Genomic DNA, 20,586 nt, shown 5'->3' on the forward strand with positions numbered 1-20,586 from the left:
GTAAACCTTTGTTTAATTTTTAGGTTGACAATTAAACTTTTATAATATATAATTATCTCAGTTTTTAAGTTAGAAAGGAAATTTTCAAATGAAGAAGAAATTTACAACAAGAGATTTAATTTTGTGTGCATTGTTCACTGCACTTTCGGCAATCGGAGCGTTTATAAGAATTCCGGTTCCGCTTGTGCCTTTTACTTTGCAAATAACATTTACAACATTGGCAGGTCTTTTGCTCGGTTCTAAAAAGGGCGCAATAAGCGTTGCGGTATACGTGCTTATGGGACTTATCGGAATACCTGTGTTTACACAAGGCGGAGGTTTCAGCTATGTGCTAAAACCAAGTTTCGGCTTTTTGGTAGCCTTCATTATAGGAGCATTCGTAACAGGGCTTATTATCGAAAAGAAACAAAATCCGTCATTCTTGAGAATACTCGGTGCAAGCTTTGCCGGTATGGCATTCGTATACGTTTTGGGTGCGATTTATTTCTATATTATATGTAACTTTGTTATTAATGCACCTGTCAGTATCGGTAAAACAGTTATGTCGTGTTTCGTGCTTGTCGCTCCGGGTAATATCGCCCTTGCAATCCTTGCAGCACTTGTCGCAAAAAGAATTATACCGATTCTAAATCGTCAAAACCAGTCAACTGTTCCCCAACCTAAGACTGTATGATAAAAAAAACACTGTGCTTTGTCACAGTGTTTTTTTTGATTACTCATAATATTTAAAATAAAAAATACACCTACATCAATATTTCATTGATGTGGGTGTACATACAAATGGTGCGACTGTCCTTATTGGACTTATGGAAAAATCGCATAAACACAAGGGTTTTGAGCGGTCAATAAACAGTATTAACCTTAAAATAAAATAATTTTATGTTTAAAAAATATCGTGAATTGCATATTTACGGTATTTTTTATTTCCCTTTTGCACCAAAGACCGACCTTTACATTCTCAGATAGTATATCATAAATACATAAGGCGGTCAATTAAAAAACAAAAGAACGACAAAATTTTTATTTTGCCGAAGTAAAACAGAATATTTTATATATAAGGCATTGGGAACACTCAATGTCTTTTTTTGATGTCGATATTTAGGAAAGGAGCATATCAGCTATGGCAACAGTATTCAGAGTTCAGAAAACAAAAGATTTTACAGTGATGTCTAATCATCATTTAAAAAATAAAGATTTGTCCCTGCGGTCAAAAGGGCTTTTATCGTTTATGCTTAGCTTGCCTGAAGATTGGGATTATTCCCTTAAAGGCTTAGCAACTTTAAATAAAGAGGGCATTGACGCCATACGCTCGGCAATCAATGAGCTTGAAGCGTTTGGATATATTGAGCGTTCCCGCGTCAGAAACGAAAAAGGGCAGCTTGGCGAAAATGAATATATCATACACGAATTGCCTATATCGCCCGAACCAAAACAGACCGAGCCTACATTGGAAAATCCAACATTGGATAATCCTGTACAGGCTGAACCTGAACAGGGCAAGTCCACGCAATTAAATACTAATAAATCAAATACTGAAATATCAAATACTGATTTATTAAATACTTATCCAATCAATTCTACGGAGCCGGAGGAAAACGGCGAACCTGTAAAACCACAACAGCCTGAACGGATAGGAATGGATAAGATTTTAGCATACAGACAGCTTATAAAACAAAATATTGAGTATGATATTTTATGTCAAAAGCTAAACGGCAATATCGGTATTCTGAATGAAATTGTTGATATTATCACTGAAACGGTATGTACAACAAGAGAATACTTAACCGTTGCAAGCGAGGAACGAAATGCGGAAACGGTAAAATCCAAACTTCTGAAACTAAACAGCGAGCATATCGAATATGTCATAGACTGTATGAAGAATAACACAACAGACGTACACGATACAAGAAAATATTTACTTGCGGCGTTATTCAATGCCCCCTCCACTATTGACAGCTATTACACCTTGAAAGTAAATCACGATATGTACGGAGGTAATTAAAATTACATACAACCCAAAATCACGCGCCCCGCCTATGCGAGCGTGTTTTTTAATACAAAATTTTAAATCTTGACAAGGAGGATTTTTAGAAATGAGAAACAAAATAAAAAGAATTTTAGCCGCTGTAATGGCGGCGGGAATGACTTTGAGCGTTATTCCCTCAATCACCACTTATGCGGCGCAGAGTAACGAATATGTCGATCCGGCGGACGTATGGATTGAAGCAAACGGGCGCACAAGCGAGTTTGACATCAATGCAACAGTAACTACGGGTACAATGTTCTGCCCCGTCTGCGATATGCCGACAAGCAACATTTCCTACCGCGTACCCGAATACACACGAACTGGCGAAACCGCATATAATCGCGGCGTCTACTATTCGGACGGTACGCTTATTGACGGAAAAGGCAAAGGCAATCTTGACGACGGAACACCCGGCGTTGACGCGTTCTATACGGGGTATCATTGGACAAAATCAGTTTGTCAGAATTGCGGTACGGTAAATTCCGTTGACGGAATTAACGCGTATTCGTGCGGTAAAGATGTATATTCCCTTAACCCCTGCGACAGCAACTTTTTCTTGGATTTTGACAGTACGGAATACATACCGTACAACAGCAGGACGCATACGGTAAAAGCAAAAAAGGGCAAGTATTGTCAATTCTGCAAAGGCACGAAAGAGCGGGTGCAGGACAAACAGGAAAACCACAACTTCACCGAAAATGTAAACGGCGAATTGGGAAATCAGCGTTTTCACATTACAGCGGATTGTGAGGACTGCGGATATAAGAAAAACGAATACGCGGCGGCAAAGTCTGTTGTACAAAGCTATTATGGCAAGGTTGACGGAAAACCTCATACCGTAACCGTCAATGACTTATCGGAGAATGGCGTAAATACAAGTATTCGTTACGGAACGGAAGCGAAAAAGTGTAACAAGACAAGCGCGCCGAATTATACCGACGAGGGCTATTATCCCGTATATTATGAGATAGAATATACCTACGGCGGCGAGAGTATGACGGAAAACGGCGTAAGCTATGTATGGCTTTTAAGCGATAATCCGCCCTCAAATACAAACAGTATTCATACTCACGATTTCAGATTTTTGGAAACAGTGCGCCCCACTTGTACAGAGTTAGGTTTTGACCGTTTCCAGTGTGCCGAGTGCGGAGCCTTGCAGAAAACGAATTATACTCCCGCAAGCGGGCACGATTACAATACTGTTGTAATTCGTGAGCCGAGTTGTCAGCAAGGCGGTTTAGAATTACATTCCTGTACAAAGTGCGGCAGCTATTATACAGAAAGTACCTCAATGACGGGACACCGTTATGAAACAAATATTGTTGCCTCCACTTGTACAAAGAACGGATATACAGAACATATTTGTATCGACTGCGGATATAAGTACATTACGGATTTAACGCCACTTGCAAAACACGATTACAGACCGACAGTAACCGCGCCCACTTGTAAAACAAAAGGCTTTACCACATACAAGTGCAGAAATTGTGATGATACCTATGTCGGCGATTACACCGAGCCGCGCGGTCATAAATGGGACGAGGGACACACTGTAACTAATTCGACCTGCGAGAGCGAGGGCGTTATGGAATACCACTGTAAACATTGTGATGAAAAGATGATACAGGCAATTTCAGCGACAGGACATACACCCGGAAAGGCTGCTACCTGTACCGAACCGCAAAAGTGCGAAAGCTGCGGCGCTATTCTTGAACTGCCGACAGGACACACCTATTCCGAAACAGTAACGGAGCCGACTTGTACAGCTATGGGATTTACCACATATAATTGTGAGAATTGCGACCATTCATATATCGGTAATTATACGGATAAGACCGAACACAAGTATAATTCAGTTGTAACTCCCCCGACCTGTACGGAAATGGGATATACAACATATACTTGCGAGGATTGCGGCGACAGCTACATTTCAGATTATACGGATAAAACAGAGCATAAATATAATGCTGTTGTAACTTCCCCGACTTGTACGGAAATGGGATATACAACATATACTTGCGAGGATTGCGGCGACAGCTATAAATCTGATTATACGGAGGTTCTTCCTCATAATTACAATAAGCAGACGATTAAGCCTACTTGCACATCACAGGGCTATACAATTTACACTTGCCCCGATTGCGGCAAGGAATATATCGGCGACGAGCAGGAGCCGACAGAGCATAAATATATTCCCACTGTAACCGCGCCGACTTGTACGGAAATGGGATATACAACTTTTACTTGCGAGGATTGCGGAAAATCGTATGTCGCGGATTACACGGACGCGAAAGGCCATAACTATGAGGAAAAAATCACAACTTCCACTTGTACGGGTATAGGATATACAACCTTTACTTGTAAGGACTGCGGAATTTCATATATCGGAAACGAGCAGGCAAAGACCGCTCACGATTACGAAACAACAGTAACCGCGCCTACCTGTACAGAATTGGGCTATACAACATACACCTGTAAAAACTGCGGCGAAACATATAGAGCCGACGAGGTATCGGCAAAAGGACACAAGATGTCAGATTGGATTATTGACGTTCCCGCTACGATTGAGAATGAGGGCAGCAGGCATATTGAATGTACGGATTGCGGTACAGTTTTAAAAATTGAGGAAATCCCCCAGCTTACCGATAAGGACAATTCGGACGAGGACGGATATTCAAAAGTCGGTGATTATAGTATTCTGATTACCGATAAGGACAGCAAGCCTGTTTTCAATTCAGAAATCAGCATTGACAAGGACGATAACATCACAATTAAGCTGCCGGAGGGCAGATTGCTTGACTATGAGGACAGAACGACAATTACGGTTGTTCGTACAGATACAAAGGCAGCGGCAGAGGGCTTGAATATCAATATTTCAGACAAGAGCGGCAACGCCGCAACAGGTCAGACGGACGCAGGCGGTCAGCTTATTGTTCCGAATAATCAGAGCTCAACGGGTAATGAAAACGGCACTATCGGCGGCGATAACGGCGAAACAAAATATACTTATGTTGTTACCGTTACAGACAAAAACGATACCGTCATTCCCGATTGTGAAATTCACATAGGCGATAACCACGATATTGTCGTAAAACTTCCCGACGGTACGGCTATGAACAGCGACAACCGCGTTACTGTTACGGTCAAAGACCAGAACGGCGAAGCAAAGGAAAATGTAAACGTGATTGTCATAGGCGACAGCGACTATATAGAAAAGGGCGTTACAAACGCAAACGGTCAGGCTACATTACCGAATAAAAATCAGGCGTACACGGACAAAAACGGTACGGCGAATGTAAACGGATATATCGTACTTGTCGAAGATGAAACGGAACCGGTATATATGGCGCTTGTAACCGTTGACGATAACGGCGTTATGGTATGCCTCCCCGACGGTAAAAAGATTGATTACCATAACCGTACATCTGTAATTGTAAAGACGAATGACGGAAAAGCGGTTGAGGGCGTAAGCGTAAATGTCTATGACAATGCAGGCGGCGACAGAACCGAGATAACAGACAAGGACGGAAAAATCACTGTTCCTCCGCTGAATGAAAATATAATCGAGAATAAACCGACGCCGGAGCCTACTCTGACAACAAAACCCGGACTTGAAACTCCCGAACCGTCAGAGAAGCCGGACGCAACAGACGAACCGAGCGCAACGGATAAACCGTCAGAAACAGAAAAGCCGGACGCGACAGAGCAGCCGAGCGAAACGGAAAAGCCGAAGCCTACCGTAAATCCCGATAATGGAAGCGAGGTTGTTACTCCCGATTATTCGTATAAGGTATCTGTAAATGACAATGACGGCGCTGTAAACGGCGCAATCGTCAGTGTTGATAAAGACAACGGCAGCGTTACGGTTAAGCTCCCTGATGAAAAGGGTATCACTCCCGATAACAGAATTATTATCGGAATTACAGACAAGGACGGAAAAGCTGTAAACGGCGTACCTGTTACCGTAATTGCAAAGGACGGAACGGAAGCAAAAGACCTTACAAACAGTGAGGGCATTGCGATTGTTCCCCCGACAAGTACAGACCGTACAGACAAAAACGGCTATGCACAGGTTGTTGAGGGAGAAAAGACATACAATGTCATTGTCGAGGACACAAAGGCAAAAATCGAAAATGCCGCCGTTGAGGTTAAGGACGGTAAAATCAGCGTTATTCTTCCCGACGGAAACAAGCTCAATACAGATAATCAAACCACTGTAACCGTCAGCGGCAAGGATAATACAGCGGTCAAGGATATTTCCGTAACTGTTACCGATAAGGATAATAAGACAGCGACAAAATCAACCGACGCAAACGGTAAAATCACTGTACCCGTCAAGACTTCAACAGGCGGTGGCGGCGGTTCTTCTTCAGGAGGAAGCGGCGGCAGTAGCGGATATGTCAAGCCGTCATACACTGTAAAGGTTGTCGATAAGGACGGAAAGACCGTCAATGTCAATAAGACCGTCAAGGACGATAAAATCACTTTGACGCTTCCGAGCGGCAAAACTCTTGACGATAATTATTATACAATTACCGTAACGGATAACAAGGGCAAGACAACGGCGGGTATTGATGTTACGCTCAAAGACAAGAATAATTCCGTCAGCGGCGCAACCGACGCAAACGGTCAGCTTATTATGCCGACAAACACGCATAATTCTTATGTAGTCGGATATGAGGACGGAGCCTTTAAGCCTGAAAATAATATGACAAGAGCAGAAGCAGCTGCCATATTCGCCCGTAATATTGCAGAGCGTAAGGGCGAAAATATTTCAAGCCGTAAATCATCATTTAAGGACGTATCAAGCAAGGATTGGTTTAATAACTATATCGCCTATCTTGAAAAGTACAAGGTAATATCCGGCTATGACGATAAGACATTTAAGCCGGACGAACATATTACAAGAGCCGAATTTGTAACAATGTGTATGAGGTTCTATGCGCTGGACGCTAAGACAGTGGCGGCAAAGAAGAATATTTTTAATGATGTACCAAAATCACATTGGGCGTCAGGTTATATTTACAGCGCTGTTGGTATGGGCTGGATAAACGGATACAGCGACAGCACATTTAAGCCGGACAGCAACATCACACGCGCGGAGGTTGTAACGATTGTAAACCGCGTAACAGGACGCGCCGCCGATACGGAATACATCAATAAGAATATGTCAGCCGTAAATAAATTTACAGACCTCAAAGACAAGTCATATTGGGCGTTTTATGAAATCCTTGAAGCAAGCAATACGCATAATACCGTTGACGGAAAGAGCGGCGAAACTTGGGTAAAATAATTGTCTGATTTGTGTATTGTGTTTGTTGACCGGATATGATATAATCTTTATAATATTTTATATCGAAAGGAAAGAATATTATGGATAAAAAATTAAAAATAATTATAGAAAACTGTCCCCAAAATCATAAATGCCCCGCTGTCAATGTTTGTCCTGTTGGAGCGTTAAGTCAGAAAGATTTTGAAGCACCGATAATAGATTATGACAAGTGTATAGGGTGCGGTAAATGTTCAAATTTCTGTCCTAAAAAAGCATTGGTATTATAATTGGATTATACATAAGGGGTGTAAACGGTGGAGGAACGCATAGAACCGACAAATACGGTACAGACTGAATTTGACGAGTGGATTATAAACGGTTTGGATAAGGCGGAAGAAATAATCCATAAATCAGATACAGAGAATATTAAGCAATAAGCGGTTGTTTGAAAATAAACAGCCGCTTTTTTGTTGCAAGGAGTGATGTCTATACAGGAAGAAATAAATAAAAAAACAGTTGCGTTAGTTATAAGCGCTTCCAAAATGACGGGGCGCGTATTGCAGGCGGCAATTCGTGAATACCTAAGACAGCAGCAGAAAAATAAAAACAAGGGCTATCAGGGTAAACAGACGATTAAGCAGCTTGTAGAGTCAGGCGCGGCGCTTTCAAATATTGAGATAACGAATAAAAATATAAAATCTTTTGAGCCGGTGGCGAAAAAGTACGGACTTGACTATGCTTTGAAAAAGGATAATTCCACGAAACCGCCGAAGTACCTCGTATTCTTCAAGGGTAAGGATATTGATGTCATAAATATGGCGTTTCAGGAGTATTCGCAAAAGCTGTTACGGGAAAAACCGTCAATCCGTAAAATGTTATCTCAAATGCGCGAGCTTGCAAAGACTATCAATCCGAAAGACCGCGCCCGCCGCAAAGAACAGGAGCGCGATATATGAGGATAGACAAAAGGTTTATTCTTTTAAATATCCCGTATCTTCTGTTCTTTTGGATTGCTGATAAGATATGCTATATATACAGGATAACAGAGGGTAATAAAATAATAGCGTTGGTTCAGGGAATTGCGGAGTTTTACAAAGCTCCGCTTTTTTCGTTCCACATAATCGATATATCAATCGGAGTAATAGCCGCGCTTCTGATTAAGTGCGCAGTTTATGTCAGGGGTAAAAATGCTAAGAAATACCGAAACGGCATTGAATACGGTTCGGCGCGCTGGGGTACGGCGTCAGACATAGCCCCGTATATTGACGGACAGAATTTCTATAATAATGTTCTTCTCACGAATACGGAACGGCTTACAATGGACAGCCGCCCGAAGCTGCCGAAGTACGCAAGAAATAAGAATGTTCTTGTAATCGGCGGCAGCGGCAGCGGTAAGACAAGGTTTTTCATAAAACCGAATTTAATGCAAATGCACAGCAGCTATGTTGTAACCGATCCGAAAGGTACGGTTTTAATTGAGTGCGGGAAGCTGTTACAAAAAGGCGGATATATCATAAAAACATTTAATACGATAAATTTCAAAAAGAGTATGAAATATAATCCGTTTGAGTACATACGCAGCGAAAAGGATATTTTGAAGCTCGTTAATACCCTTATTGCGAATACCAAAGGCGAGGGCGAAAAGTCAAGTGAGGATTTCTGGGTTAAGGCTGAACGCCTGTATTATTGCGCCCTCATAGGCTATATTTGGTACGAAGCGCCCGACGAGGAAAAGAACATCATAACTCTTTTGGATATGATAAACGCGTCGGAAGCAAAAGAGGACGACGAGAATTATAAAAGCCCCGTTGATTTACTCTTTGACCGTCTGGAAGAAAAGGAACCGGAGCATTTCGCAGTAAAGCAGTATAAGAAATACAAAATGGCAGCCGGCAAGACTGCTAAAAGTATTTTGATTTCGTGCGGCGCGAGATTAGCGCCGTTTGACATTAAGGAACTCAGGGACTTAATGGAATATGACGAATTGGAGCTCGACAAAATCGGCGACAGGAAAACGGCGTTGTTCGTTATCATTTCCGATACGGACGATACTTTTAATTTCATAGTCGCTATGATGTACACGCAGTTATTCAATCTGCTTTGTGATAAGGCGGACGACGTTTACGGCGGCAGACTTCCCGTACACGTTAGATTTCTGCTTGATGAAATGGCGAATATCGGACAAATACCAAAATTTGAAAAGCTGATTGCCACAATAAGAAGCCGAGAAATATCGGCGTCAATAATCTTGCAGGCGCAAAGTCAGCTAAAAGCTATTTACAAGGATAACGCCGACACGATTATAGGTAATTGCGATACTACCCTATTTCTCGGAGGTAAAGAGAAAACTACTCTTAAAGAGATTTCCGAAACGCTCGGCAAAGAAACGATTGATATGTACAATACTTCCGAAACGCGAAGTAATCAAAAATCTTACGGACTTAATTATCAAAAATTAGGAAAGGAGCTGATGACGCAGGACGAATTATCGGTAATGGACGGCGGCAAGTGCATTTTGCAATTAAGGGGCGTCCGTCCGTTTTTGTCTGAAAAGTACGATATAACGGCGCACCCGCGCTATAAGTATTTATCAGACGCAGACAAGAAAAACGAGTTTGACATTGAACGATTTTTGAACCGCAGACCGGCGGTTGTAAAGGAAAATGAACAATTCGACCTTTACAATGTAGATGTGCCGGACGAAGAAAAAAAGACAGATTAAAATTTAGGAGGATTTTATTTATGCAATTTTTCACAGAAGCGGTCAATGTTTTAAAAACTCTTGTAATCGCGTTAGGCGCAGGCCTCGCGGTTTGGGGTGTTGTCAATCTCTTGGAGGGATACGGCAACGATAATCCCGGCGCAAAGTCGCAGGGAATTAAACAGCTTATGGCGGGCGGCGGCGTCGTGCTGATTGGAACTACACTTGTTCCCTTGCTCTCAGGGCTGTTTAGCTGATGAACTCAATAATTGATAAAATTACACAAGCGATTTGCGATTTTCTGATTTCGCTTATTGAGGGTAGTTTATCAACAATGTTTAATGACGTAAACGAGAAAGTCGCCACGATTGCGGCGGACGTCGGACAGACGCCGCAGGGCTGGAACGCAAGCATATTTTCTTTGATACAGAATATTTCTCAGACGGTTATTCTGCCGATTGCGGGGCTTATTATAGCCTTTGTCTTATGCTATGAGCTAATAACTATGATTACGGAAAAGAACAATATGCACGATATAGACACGTTTATGTTCTTCAAATATTTCTTAAAGGCTGGGGTAGCAATTTATATTGTTACCCACACCTTTGACATTACTATGGCGGTATTTGACGTTGCGCAGCATATTGTAACGAACAGCGCGGGGGTAATCGGTGCGAACACGAACATTGATATATCTTCCGCGCTTGCCGACATACGAACTACTCTTGAAGCTATGGGAATGGGCGAACTGTTCCTATTAGTTTTGGAAACCTCGCTTGTTAGTTTATGTATGAAAATTCTATCCGTTTGTATTACCGTCGTAATATTCGGACGTATGATAGAGATTTATTTATATTGCTCGGTTGGAGCTATCCCGTTTGCGACAATGACTAATCGCGAATGGGGGCAAATGGGAAATAACTATTTGCGCGGACTTGTGGCATTAGGCTTTCAGGGATTTTTCATTATGGTATGCGTAGGCATTTATGCGGCGTTGGTAAACGGTTTTGTTGTAACCAATAATCTGCATACTACCATATTTACGATTGCGGCATATACGGTTGTACTATGCTTTTCCCTGTTCAAGACAGGTAATCTGTCAAAGTCAATATTTAACGCACATTAAAAATAAAAAAATGAAAGGGGGAATTTTTATTCCTTATGTTCCCGTACCAAAAGATTTAACTACCGTAAAAACAAAGGTAGCTTTTAACCTTACGAAGCGTCAGCTTATATGCTTTGGACTTGCGGCCGCTGTCGCTGTTCCGACATACTTTCTTACGCGCGGCGCGCTTGGCACAACCGGCGCGGTTATGACGCTTGTAATCGCGGCCTTGCCGTTCTTCTTCCTCGCTATGTACGAAAAGGACGGACAGCCGGCAGAAAAGATTTTAAGAAATTATATACGGTCAAGATTTTTGACGCCGAGAGTCAGACCGTATAAAACAAATAATATGTATTCGGCAATTATGAACCAAATTAAACTTGATAAGGAGGTCAAAATAATTGCCGAAGCAGAATACAAACACAAGACCAAAACAAAAGAAAAAGCACATAATATCAGCGAATAAGCCGCTTTCAGCACGACAGAAAAAGGCTATTGCGGCAGCTATCAGAAAAGCGCAAATGCAGGGCAGGCGCGCAGCGTCAGCACAGCAGACTATTCCATATAAGGAAATGTACCCGGACGGGATATGTAAAGTCAAGGATAATTATTTTACAAAAACAATTCAGTTTTTCGATATAAATTATCAGCTTGCAAGGAATGAGGATAAAAACGAGATATTTGAAAACTACTGCGATTTTCTTAACTATTTCGACCAGTCAATTTCTGTACAGTTTTCTTTCCTCAATCAGACTGTCGATATGGCGGAGTATGAAAAAGCCGTACATATTCCCGAACAGGCAGACAATTTTAATGACATACGCATTGAGTATATGGGTATGCTCAAAAATCAGTTGTCGCGCGGAAACAACGGTATTATAAAGCGCAAATTTATCACATTCGGAATTGAAGCGGATAACTTAAAGGCGGCTAAGCAGAAGTTAGAGCGTATCGAAACAGATATACTCGGCAACTTCAAGGCTCTTGGCGTACAGGCAAGACCGCTTAACGGATTAGAGCGTTTAGAGCTTTTACACTGTACTTTCAATGAGGGCGAAAAAGACAAATTCGGCTTTCATTGGGATTTGGTACATAAGACGGGGCTTTCCTCAAAGGATTTTATTGCGCCTACCTCGTTTGATTTCCGCGACAGCCGCACGTTTGGAATGGGCGGCAGAATTGGAACTGTATCATTTTTACAGATACTCGCGCCTGAATTAACAGACCGTATGCTTGCGGATTTCCTCGACCTCGATATGGGAATAGGCGTAAATATTCATATTAAGTCTATCGACCAGTCGGAAGCTATAAAGACGGTCAAGCGGAAAATAACCGACCTTGACAAGATGAAGATTGAGGAACAGAAAAAGGCGGTCAGAAGCGGTTATGATATGGATATTATACCGTCAGACCTTGCGACATTCGGCGGTGAAGCAAAGAATTTATTAGAGCAGTTGCAGAGCAGAAATGAAAGAATGTTCCTTGTTACTGTTCTTGTGATGAATACGGCGGATAACAAACAAAAACTTGATAATATGTTTTTCGCGGCGCAGGGTATCGCTCAAAAATATAACTGTGCATTAAAGCGTCTTGACTTCCAGCAGGAACAGGCGCTAATGTCAAGCGTGCCTATCGGATTAAATCAAATAGAGATACAACGCGGATTGACTACCTCGTCAACCGCTATTTTTGTACCCTTTACTACGCAGGAGCTTTTTCAAGCCGGCGATGAAGCGTTATATTACGGTTTAAACGCATTATCAAATAATATGATACTTGTTGACCGAAAGAAGCTCAAAAATCCGAATGGCTTAATTTTAGGCACACCCGGCAGTGGTAAATCATTCAGCGCGAAAAGAGAGATTGCTAACGCTTTCCTTGTAACGCAGGACGATATAATTATATGCGATCCGGAAGCGGAGTACGCGCCGCTTGTGTCAAGGCTTAACGGTCAGATTATACGGATTTCCCCGAACTCGCACGATTATATCAATCCAATGGACATTAACCTCAATTACAGCGAGGACGAAAATCCCGTACAATTAAAATCAGATTTTATACTTTCATTGTGTGAGCTTATTGTCGGCGGCAAGAACGGACTTGAACCGATTGAAAAAAGCGTGATTGACAGAGCGGTTATAAATATATACCGTCCGTACCTCGCTAATCCCGAACCGTCTAAAATGCCGATTTTGGAAGATTTATATAACGAGCTTAAAGCTATGCCGGAGCCGGAAGCGCAGCGTATCGCGTCGGCGCTTGATTTGTATGTAAACGGTTCATTAAACGTGTTTAATCACCGTACAAATGTAAATGTAAATAACCGTATTGTCTGCTATGACATTAAAGAGCTCGGCAAGCAGCTTAAAAAGCTGGGTATGCTGATTGTTCAGGATCAGGTATGGAACAGAGTAACAATTAACCGCGCGGAGCATAAGGCGACGCGGTATTATGTAGACGAATTTCATTTACTGTTAAAGGAGGAACAGACGGCGGCATATTCGGTTGAGATTTGGAAACGCTTTCGTAAATGGGGCGGTATTCCGACAGGCATAACGCAGAATGTCAAAGACCTGTTATCGTCAAGAGAGATTGAGAATATTTTTGAAAATTCCGATTTTATCTATATGCTCAATCAGGCAGGCGGCGACAGACAGATTTTAGCGAAGCAGCTTAATATATCCCCTCACCAATTATCGTATGTAACGCAGTCGGGCGAGGGCGAGGGACTTTTATTTTACGGAAATGTAATCATTCCGTTTGTAGACCGTTTCCCGAAAGACTTGAAGCTGTATTCGTATATGACGACGAAGCCGGAGGAAATACAGAAAGATGAATGATTTAACGCATTTAAGCCTGTTTACAGGTATAGGCGGAATAGACCTCGCCGCAGAAGCAGCGGGGTTTAAAACCGTCTGCCAATGTGAATGGGCGGATTTCCAGACTTCCATACTTGAAAAGCGGTGGCCTCGCGTGCCCCGATTTCGTGATATTACAACTCTAACAAAGGAGGTATTTTTTGAAAAAACAGGACGAAACAGCGTTACCCTCATTAGCGGCGGATTTCCCTGTCAGCCGTTTTCAAGCGCGGGGAAACAAAAAGGGTTTGAAGATACCCGCTACTTGTGGCCTGAAATGTGCCGCGTCATTACAGAGCTCAAGCCCCGCTGGGTGCTTGGCGAAAATGTTGCTGGGTTCATCAATATGGGGCTCGACAAAACGATTTTTGACTTGGAAAAAGCGGGCTACACTGTTCAAACATTCGTATTACCAGCTTGCGGTGTCGGCGCGTGGCATCAGCGCACAAGAACTTTTATCGTCGGCGTTGATGTTTCCCACTCCGCTTGCCTCCGACAACAACAAAAAGCAGACGGCGGCTGTAAATATGAATGTGTATCTTTCAGACAACGGGATATTTCGGAAGAAGAACAAAAACGGCGCAATCTGGAGCCTTCCGCTGTCGGCGGCGGTGTTCTATATGACGCCGGTAGCGTCGGACGGGATAAGGTCAAAATTTCCGCCGGAGGTAATGAGGAAAAGCAAGGACGGGGCGAACCTTGCGGCGCAGGTGATATTAGAGGAACAGCCGCAGTCGGAGACGGCGGCGCTCAATCCCGATTGGGTGGAATGGTTAATGGGGTTCCCGAAGCAATGGACGGATTTAAGTTGTGGGAACGGGAACCTGTCGGCGTTCCGCGTATAACGGACAGGACGGACGGCAGAGCCGACAGGCTAAAAGCCTTAGGTAATGCCGTATGTCCTCCGCAGGTGTTCCCTATACTTAAATTCATTTCAGATATTGAAACGGGAAGATGTAAGAAATATTGTGAGTTTGGAGGTGAGCAGATATAAGCAGAGAAAACAAGGATTTTCTTAACGGCAGCGGGTGCAAGGATTTTACGGCGTATGAAGCAATCAGGAATATAGAGCGCGCGGAACGCAAAAAGCTGATTGCCGATATTGCCGAGCTTGCCGCAAGACGCGGCTATGAGATTGTAAGCCCTATCCGATTAAAGGAATTAGAATAAAAAATGTCAGGAGGTATATATGTACAAAGATTACGATAATTACCGTACTTATGAAAATGACGATTTATCAGCCGGCGCCACACTTAAAGTTGAGCATACCATAATCGTTAATGAAACCGATATATTGAATTTGATTTCACAACCGCTTGAAAAAATACAGGCTATGCGTGATAATAACGTCAAAAAAGAAACAGCCGCCTTTGAAAAAGTACGGCAGTCAGCGCGGGATTGGGAAAAAAAAGCGGCAATTACAAGACAATTTGACAGGGCTATTGAGTATTTGCAAGTACCGGAGGTTTCGCATTCTTCAAATAAATGGGTAAACGACAGAGATTGTTATAACTACGATTGTACATCTATCAGTAATATGGTATATAAAATGACATACCGTATGTATGATTACACAAGCTGGCGTTCAGAAAAAACAAGACGCTGGGAAGTGAAATGGTCTATTGGCACAAATAGTCCAGTTGGTCATAATAACTGTATTGCAGAACAAGAACGCTCATTTAAGGATAAGGCGGAAGCGGAAAAATATATACAAGGCAGAATAAAAGCCTATTCACATTTATTCACGGAAATTTCCCCGCCCATTCCGAAAGAATATGAAAAATCCTTTATGGTACACGAACATCTTCTACCCGGATATGTTACAGAGAAAATGCAAAAAGCTCAGGAAGCGGCAAAGACGGAAAATATCAGCCGAAGCGCAGATAAAAAGCCGTCAATCCGCAAGGAGTTAAATTCCATTAAGGCGGCAGAGAAAAGCGTGCCGAAGCCGACGCAGACAAAAAAGCGCGATAATCTCGAACTTTAACAGCGGAGGTAATGAATGAAAGACAATGAATTTAAGGCGCGGAATAAGGACACGGATTTTTCAAAAAAGGTTGAAGCCGATACCGTTCTCGGACGGCAGAGCGCAAAAGGCAGCGCGAAGCCCTTTACTTCTTCAGAACATAATAGGTATCAGCAGAAATTTTTAGATACCGAAAAGCCGCTTGATACTTCTACCGTACAAAATCCGTCAGACAGTCAGGAAATATTAAAGCCTACCGAAAATAATACAGAACAGCAAGAGGACTTAGAGAATATTAACCTTGATAGTCAGCCGGATATACCATATTCCCCGCCGACAAACGAGCCGCCCAAAAGTGGCGGTTTTTCTAATGCCGTAACTACGGCGGCAAGAAATAAACGGTATCAGCGCAAATTTAATCAAAAGAAATTTGATGTTGATATTACTGAACATTCCGCAGATAGTACGGCGGAAGAAACGCAGCCGGATAGTGCCGAAGCCTTAAAAGATAACGGAAATTATGACTTTACCGAGCAAACACATAATCCTGATGAAGCGTTTGACCGTGTAAACGGCAATTCGGATTTTCAGCTCGGCGCGGATTCCGAAAAGGATTCCGCAGACGGCAATCCGAAGCAGCCGGATAAAAACCGAGCCTATCAGAAAAAGCGCGTCAAGACCGAAAAAACAGCAGAGTACAACATCAAAGAAGCGGTTGACGCAGGCGATACGGTTTTTGACAGAGTAACGGAAAAAGAGGATTTTGTTTTTGAAACGCGGGAAAGCAAGACGGAATTTTCATTCCGTCCGTCAGAGGATAAAACCGAAAAACAGACAGCCGGAAGCAAAAACCGCTTATATCAGGAAAAGCAATCCAAAACAGAGTCGGCGGAAAACGCCGATACTGTTTTAGATATTCCCGAAAAGGGCGATTTTCAGTTTAAGCGAGCGGAAAAGGCGCAGGCGAAAGCCGATAAGCTCAAAGGCAAGGCGGAAAAAGCACAAAACAAATTACCTCATAAGCGCAAGGTTAAAAAGCAGCGTGTTTATGATGAAAAGAAAAAGAAAGCTAAAACCCGTCTGAAATTTGAAAAAGAGATTAAGCCTCAATCCGATATATACCACCGTTCCCCTGTAAAAAATGCGGCGGATATGGCAGGTATGACCGTATTAAACAAGGCACATTCAAAAGTGAGCGAAACAGAACACGAAAATACAGGAATTGAAGCCGCGCATAAGACAGAACAGAAAGCCGAAAGCATTTTACGGTTTGGAAACCGTACAGGGCGTATGATTATACAAAACCGCAAAAACGCGCCGTATAAAAAAGCGGCGCGTCTGCAATTCAGAGCAGAGAAAGCGGAAGCAAAGGCCTTTGTTCAAAAAACACTTGCGGATAATCCCGATTTCAAGAAAAAATCAGCTTTGAGGAAATTTTTTCAGAAAAAGCAGATTAAGAAAAAATACCAGCAGGCGAAGCGCGCCGAACAGAACGCTAAAAAGGCAAAACGAGCCGCAAAGACCACAAAGGACGTTACGGTGTACGTTGTTGAATTTATAAAGCGTCATAAAAAGGTATTCGGCGTCATTCTTGCTATTGCTTTAATAATTGCTTGGATAGCAACTACAATTTCATCTTGCGCGGTTATGGGTACAACGGGCTTTAACTCAATTATGGTATCGTCATACTTTGCGGAGGACGAAGATATATACGCGGCGGAAAACTATTACAAAGACCTTGAAAGCGGTTTACAAAGTGAGATAAACAATATTGAACGCGATTACGGAGGTTATGACGAATACAATTACGATTTGGCGCAGATAGGCCATAATCCGTATGAGCTCATTTCCTACCTCACGGCGTTGTATATGGATTTCACTTTTGATGATGTAAAACAGCCGCTTGATGATTTGTTTGAACAGCAGTATATATTAACGCTTACATCTCAGACGGAAACAAGGACGGACGACGAGGGCAACGACAAGGAATATAAAATACTCAATGTTACGCTTGTAAACAAGAATATTACTATGCTTACAAATACGAACCTTACGGACGACCAGCGGGAATTATACGGTATATATCTTGAAAGCAAGGGCAACCGCGATTATTTATTTGCGGACGATATTTATTCTAATCCGGCAGCGCCGCCGAGTTATACCATACCCGGCGAAGCATTAAACGACGCTACATTCCGACGTCTTATAACGGAAGCCGAAAAATACTTAGGTTATCCGTATGTATGGGGCGGTTCTTCACCGTCAACGAGTTTTGATTGCAGCGGTTTTGTATGCTGGGTATATCAGGCGTCAGGCGTATATCCTCTATCCCGTACAACAGCGCAGGGTATTTTTAATCAATGCGCGGTTGTGTCAAGAGCGGACGCAAAACCCGGCGACATTATATTTTTTACAGGCACATATAACGCGGGCGAGCCTGTAACCCACGTCGGAATATTTGTCGGTAACGGTATGATGATACATTGCGGCAACCCTATTCAGTACGCGAGTATTGATAGTTCCTATTGGAGTTCGCATTTTTACGCCTTTGGCAGACTTGGGGGCGGTTGATATGCGTTATCTTTACAGTTGGAGCGGTGGCAAGGACAGTACGGCGGCAATAATACTTAGTCATATTCATAACTTGCCGCCGTCAACCGTCATTTTCAGCGAGGTAATGTTTGATAAGAAACGCGGTATTTCAGGCGAATTACCCGAACATATAGACTTTATCAAAAACAGAGCTATTCCCGTTTTTGAAGAATGGGGTTATACGGTTGAAATATTACACGCGACAAAAGATTATTTAGATTGTTTTCATCAGATAATCACAAAATCTAAAAATCCGTTAAGAAATGGAAGAAAAAGCGGTTTTCCGATAGGTGGAATGTGTACAATTAACAGCCGTATAAAAATAAAAGCAATTCAGGATTATTTGAAAAATGTAAATGGCGGATTTGTACAATATGTCGGAATAGCCGCAGACGAACCGGCGAGGCTTACAAGGCTTGACGGTACAAATAAAATATCATTACTTGCCGAATATGGCTATACTGAACAAATGGCTTATGATTTATGCAGCAAGTATGATTTGCTGTCCCCAATATATAAGTATCACAAAAGGGGCGGTTGTTGGTTCTGTCCTAACGCGACTTACGGCGAGTTTGCATATTTGAAGCAATACCACCCTGACCTATGGAATGAGCTTGAAATATTATCAAAGGACAAAAACCTTGCAAGTCAAAAGTTCAAATATGGGAATACATTTTCCGAAGTCGATAAAAAGATTGATGAATTTATCGCAAAACAAAAAATTTAATTTTATGGAGGTATTTTAATTATGGCAACACTTGAAAAAATCGAAAAGGATATTATAAGGACAAAAGCAAAGATAAGCGAGTATCAGCAAAAATTACGCAATCTTGAAGCGCAGAAAGTCGAAGCCGAGAATTTGCAGATTGTAAATCTCGTTAAGGCTGTTAAACTTAGCACTCCCCAGCTTACCGTACTTTTAAGCGCGTATGCAAAGGGTGATGTTCTTCTTCCCGACGAGTACGAGGAGGAATTAAAGGCTATTGAGGAAAACGAGCAGCAGGAGGACGGCACGAATGAAGAATAAAATTATTGCGATATTATCAGCAGCTTTATTATGCTTTGGCGGAATGTGCGGAATAACCGCACACGCAAACTATGACAGTACAGCAGCAGCGCCGGCGGCAACGGAAACGCCGAAGCCGGCGCGTACCATATCAACAGCGGGCGCGGGGCACGTTGTAGACAACATTTCCGACAGTGATAAATTGCAGTTTATAAGCGTAACCGCAAAGGACGGCAGCGTATTTTTTATCGTTATCGACAAGCAGAATGTAAACGATAATGTGTATTTCTTGAATAAGGTTGATATATCCGACCTTGAAGCGCTTGCAAAGGAAAACAGCGCGGCAGTACCCGCAGCAGTAAAAGCAAGCCCTACACCGCAGGCGCAGGCGTCGCCGTCGGCGGAGCCGGACGGTAAGACGAAAACCGCGCCGAAAACCGATAAATCAAAGTCAGGCAATTCAAGTATAATGCTTATTCTGATTGCGATTATAGGTATAGGCGGTCTTGGCGCGTACTATTTCAAGGTTTATCTTCCAAAAAAGAATATGGAAAACGCCCCCGATTTGGAAGATTTTGAATTTACCGACGGCGAGGACGAGGAAACCGAAAACGAGGACGATACATATACAGAAGATGAATAAAATATATTGCAATATTACTTTGTTTATGATATAATATTTATTCAAGAAATTTTATACTTACTAACAAGTAGAAAGGAGATTGTATATGAGTAAGGTTGATGAATATACAGGTAATGGAATGATTGTAGTTAGTGATGGTGAAGTTTGGGCGGTAGATGATAGCGGACTACCTGATGTAATAGGAGAAATAGGACGTGTTGAATTATCCATAGAAATGCCAGAAAACTTAATTGGCATATATCGAGTTGAGCATATAATGTTATTTGATGAAGATGATGAGGAATTATATGACGACCAAACATTAGTGGATAATACGGAATACCATTCAGAAAGAGCGTTAGTAAAAGCAGTTGCAAAAAAATACGGTATTTCAGAGGATATTATAACTGTTTTATAAAGGATAATATACAACCACAA

At 42.2% G+C, this 20,586-nt stretch carries 18 protein-coding genes; all 18 read left to right on the top strand.

Translation table 11 applies throughout. The features are described from left to right. The first annotated feature begins 88 nt into the window (after positions 1 to 88). Entirely contained in the window at positions 89 to 673 is a 585-nt protein-coding gene (locus tag ACSAMO_RS05310) for a biotin transporter BioY (protein ID WP_022230655.1), read from the top strand. Positions 674 to 1,120: 447 nt separating this feature from the next. Continuing rightward, positions 1,121 to 2,002, top strand: a complete 882-nt coding sequence (locus tag ACSAMO_RS05315; RefSeq protein WP_022230656.1) for a DUF6017 domain-containing protein — start codon at positions 1,121 to 1,123, stop codon at positions 2,000 to 2,002. Positions 2,003 to 2,093: 91 nt separating this feature from the next. Continuing rightward, positions 2,094 to 7,319, top strand: a complete 5,226-nt coding sequence (locus ACSAMO_RS05320) for an S-layer homology domain-containing protein (protein WP_022230657.1) — start codon at positions 2,094 to 2,096, stop codon at positions 7,317 to 7,319. An 80-nt stretch (positions 7,320 to 7,399) separates the two neighbouring features. Then, positions 7,400 to 7,585, top strand: coding sequence for a 4Fe-4S binding protein (locus ACSAMO_RS05325; protein ID WP_022230658.1), 186 nt, complete (start codon positions 7,400 to 7,402; stop codon positions 7,583 to 7,585). A 27-nt stretch (positions 7,586 to 7,612) separates the two neighbouring features. Next, positions 7,613 to 7,735, top strand: a complete 123-nt coding sequence (locus tag ACSAMO_RS05330; RefSeq protein WP_308456992.1) for a hypothetical protein — start codon at positions 7,613 to 7,615, stop codon at positions 7,733 to 7,735. Between the two features lie 51 nt (positions 7,736 to 7,786). Continuing rightward, entirely contained in the window at positions 7,787 to 8,254 is a 468-nt protein-coding gene (locus tag ACSAMO_RS05335; RefSeq protein ID WP_147514132.1) for a PcfB family protein, read from the top strand. Next, on the top strand, positions 8,251 to 10,020 hold the full coding sequence (locus ACSAMO_RS05340; protein ID WP_022230660.1) for a VirD4-like conjugal transfer protein, CD1115 family: 1,770 nt from the start codon (positions 8,251 to 8,253) through the stop codon (positions 10,018 to 10,020). The genes ACSAMO_RS05335 and ACSAMO_RS05340 overlap by 4 nt, the downstream gene beginning before the upstream one ends. Before the next feature lie 20 nt (positions 10,021 to 10,040). Beyond that, positions 10,041 to 10,256 (top strand): Maff2 family protein, encoded by a 216-nt coding sequence (locus ACSAMO_RS05345; RefSeq protein WP_022230661.1) that lies wholly within the window; start codon positions 10,041 to 10,043, stop codon positions 10,254 to 10,256. Continuing rightward, on the top strand, positions 10,256 to 11,125 hold the full coding sequence (locus tag ACSAMO_RS05350) for a VirB6/TrbL-like conjugal transfer protein, CD1112 family (RefSeq protein ID WP_022230662.1): 870 nt from the start codon (positions 10,256 to 10,258) through the stop codon (positions 11,123 to 11,125). The genes ACSAMO_RS05345 and ACSAMO_RS05350 overlap by 1 nt, the downstream gene beginning before the upstream one ends. Positions 11,126 to 11,135: 10 nt before the next feature. Next, a complete protein-coding gene (locus ACSAMO_RS05355) occupies positions 11,136 to 11,570 on the top strand; it encodes a PrgI family protein (RefSeq protein WP_431835069.1) in 435 nt (144 codons plus the stop codon). Further along, positions 11,557 to 13,944: a VirB4-like conjugal transfer ATPase, CD1110 family gene (locus ACSAMO_RS05360; protein WP_370816300.1), complete on the top strand. Its 2,388-nt coding sequence runs from the start codon at positions 11,557 to 11,559 to the stop codon at positions 13,942 to 13,944. Before ACSAMO_RS05355 ends, ACSAMO_RS05360 begins: the two co-directional genes overlap by 14 nt. After that, positions 13,937 to 14,956: a DNA (cytosine-5-)-methyltransferase gene (gene dcm / locus ACSAMO_RS05365; RefSeq protein ID WP_022230664.1), complete on the top strand. Its 1,020-nt coding sequence runs from the start codon at positions 13,937 to 13,939 to the stop codon at positions 14,954 to 14,956. The genes ACSAMO_RS05360 and dcm overlap by 8 nt, the downstream gene beginning before the upstream one ends. Before the next feature lie 195 nt (positions 14,957 to 15,151). Further along, positions 15,152 to 15,949 (top strand): hypothetical protein, encoded by a 798-nt coding sequence (locus tag ACSAMO_RS05370; RefSeq protein WP_022230665.1) that lies wholly within the window; start codon positions 15,152 to 15,154, stop codon positions 15,947 to 15,949. A 15-nt stretch (positions 15,950 to 15,964) separates the two neighbouring features. Continuing rightward, positions 15,965 to 18,499 carry a C40 family peptidase gene (locus ACSAMO_RS05375; RefSeq protein ID WP_147514647.1) on the top strand — a complete coding sequence of 845 codons (2,535 nt, stop codon included), beginning with the start codon at positions 15,965 to 15,967 and terminating at the stop codon, positions 18,497 to 18,499. A gap of 1 nt (position 18,500) precedes the next feature. After that, complete coding sequence (locus tag ACSAMO_RS05380) at positions 18,501 to 19,247, top strand: adenine nucleotide alpha hydrolase family protein (RefSeq protein ID WP_022230667.1); 747 nt, start codon at positions 18,501 to 18,503, stop codon at positions 19,245 to 19,247. Positions 19,248 to 19,268: 21 nt separating this feature from the next. Next, positions 19,269 to 19,547, top strand: a complete 279-nt coding sequence (locus ACSAMO_RS05385; protein WP_022230668.1) for a DUF4315 family protein — start codon at positions 19,269 to 19,271, stop codon at positions 19,545 to 19,547. Continuing rightward, positions 19,537 to 20,169: a DUF4366 domain-containing protein gene (locus ACSAMO_RS05390; protein ID WP_022230669.1), complete on the top strand. Its 633-nt coding sequence runs from the start codon at positions 19,537 to 19,539 to the stop codon at positions 20,167 to 20,169. Before ACSAMO_RS05385 ends, ACSAMO_RS05390 begins: the two co-directional genes overlap by 11 nt. Positions 20,170 to 20,254: 85 nt before the next feature. Further along, positions 20,255 to 20,566 (top strand): hypothetical protein, encoded by a 312-nt coding sequence (locus ACSAMO_RS05395; protein WP_022230670.1) that lies wholly within the window; start codon positions 20,255 to 20,257, stop codon positions 20,564 to 20,566. Positions 20,567 to 20,586: the final 20 nt, after the last annotated feature.

This window comes from Ructibacterium sp. SJQ-7, from assembly GCF_054696575.1.

Bases quoted from the DNA above. Each gene is read 5' to 3' on its own strand.
- ACSAMO_RS05345 (WP_022230661.1), top strand. From the start codon at position 10,041: ATGCAATTTTTCACAGAAGCGGTCAATGTTTTAAAAACTCTTGTAATC.
- ACSAMO_RS05390 (WP_022230669.1), top strand. From the start codon at position 19,537: ATGAAGAATAAAATTATTGCGATATTATCAGCAGCTTTATTATGCTTT.
- ACSAMO_RS05340 (WP_022230660.1), top strand. From the start codon at position 8,251: ATGAGGATAGACAAAAGGTTTATTCTTTTAAATATCCCGTATCTTCTG.
- ACSAMO_RS05370 (WP_022230665.1), top strand. From the start codon at position 15,152: ATGTACAAAGATTACGATAATTACCGTACTTATGAAAATGACGATTTA.
- ACSAMO_RS05395 (WP_022230670.1), top strand. From the start codon at position 20,255: ATGAGTAAGGTTGATGAATATACAGGTAATGGAATGATTGTAGTTAGT.
- ACSAMO_RS05375 (WP_147514647.1), top strand. From the start codon at position 15,965: ATGAAAGACAATGAATTTAAGGCGCGGAATAAGGACACGGATTTTTCA.
- ACSAMO_RS05385 (WP_022230668.1), top strand. From the start codon at position 19,269: ATGGCAACACTTGAAAAAATCGAAAAGGATATTATAAGGACAAAAGCA.
- ACSAMO_RS05355 (WP_431835069.1), top strand. From the start codon at position 11,136: ATGAAAGGGGGAATTTTTATTCCTTATGTTCCCGTACCAAAAGATTTA.
- ACSAMO_RS05380 (WP_022230667.1), top strand. From the start codon at position 18,501: ATGCGTTATCTTTACAGTTGGAGCGGTGGCAAGGACAGTACGGCGGCA.
- ACSAMO_RS05315 (WP_022230656.1), top strand. From the start codon at position 1,121: ATGGCAACAGTATTCAGAGTTCAGAAAACAAAAGATTTTACAGTGATG.
- ACSAMO_RS05350 (WP_022230662.1), top strand. From the start codon at position 10,256: ATGAACTCAATAATTGATAAAATTACACAAGCGATTTGCGATTTTCTG.
- dcm (WP_022230664.1), top strand. From the start codon at position 13,937: ATGAATGATTTAACGCATTTAAGCCTGTTTACAGGTATAGGCGGAATA.
- ACSAMO_RS05310 (WP_022230655.1), top strand. From the start codon at position 89: ATGAAGAAGAAATTTACAACAAGAGATTTAATTTTGTGTGCATTGTTC.
- ACSAMO_RS05320 (WP_022230657.1), top strand. From the start codon at position 2,094: ATGAGAAACAAAATAAAAAGAATTTTAGCCGCTGTAATGGCGGCGGGA.
- ACSAMO_RS05325 (WP_022230658.1), top strand. From the start codon at position 7,400: ATGGATAAAAAATTAAAAATAATTATAGAAAACTGTCCCCAAAATCAT.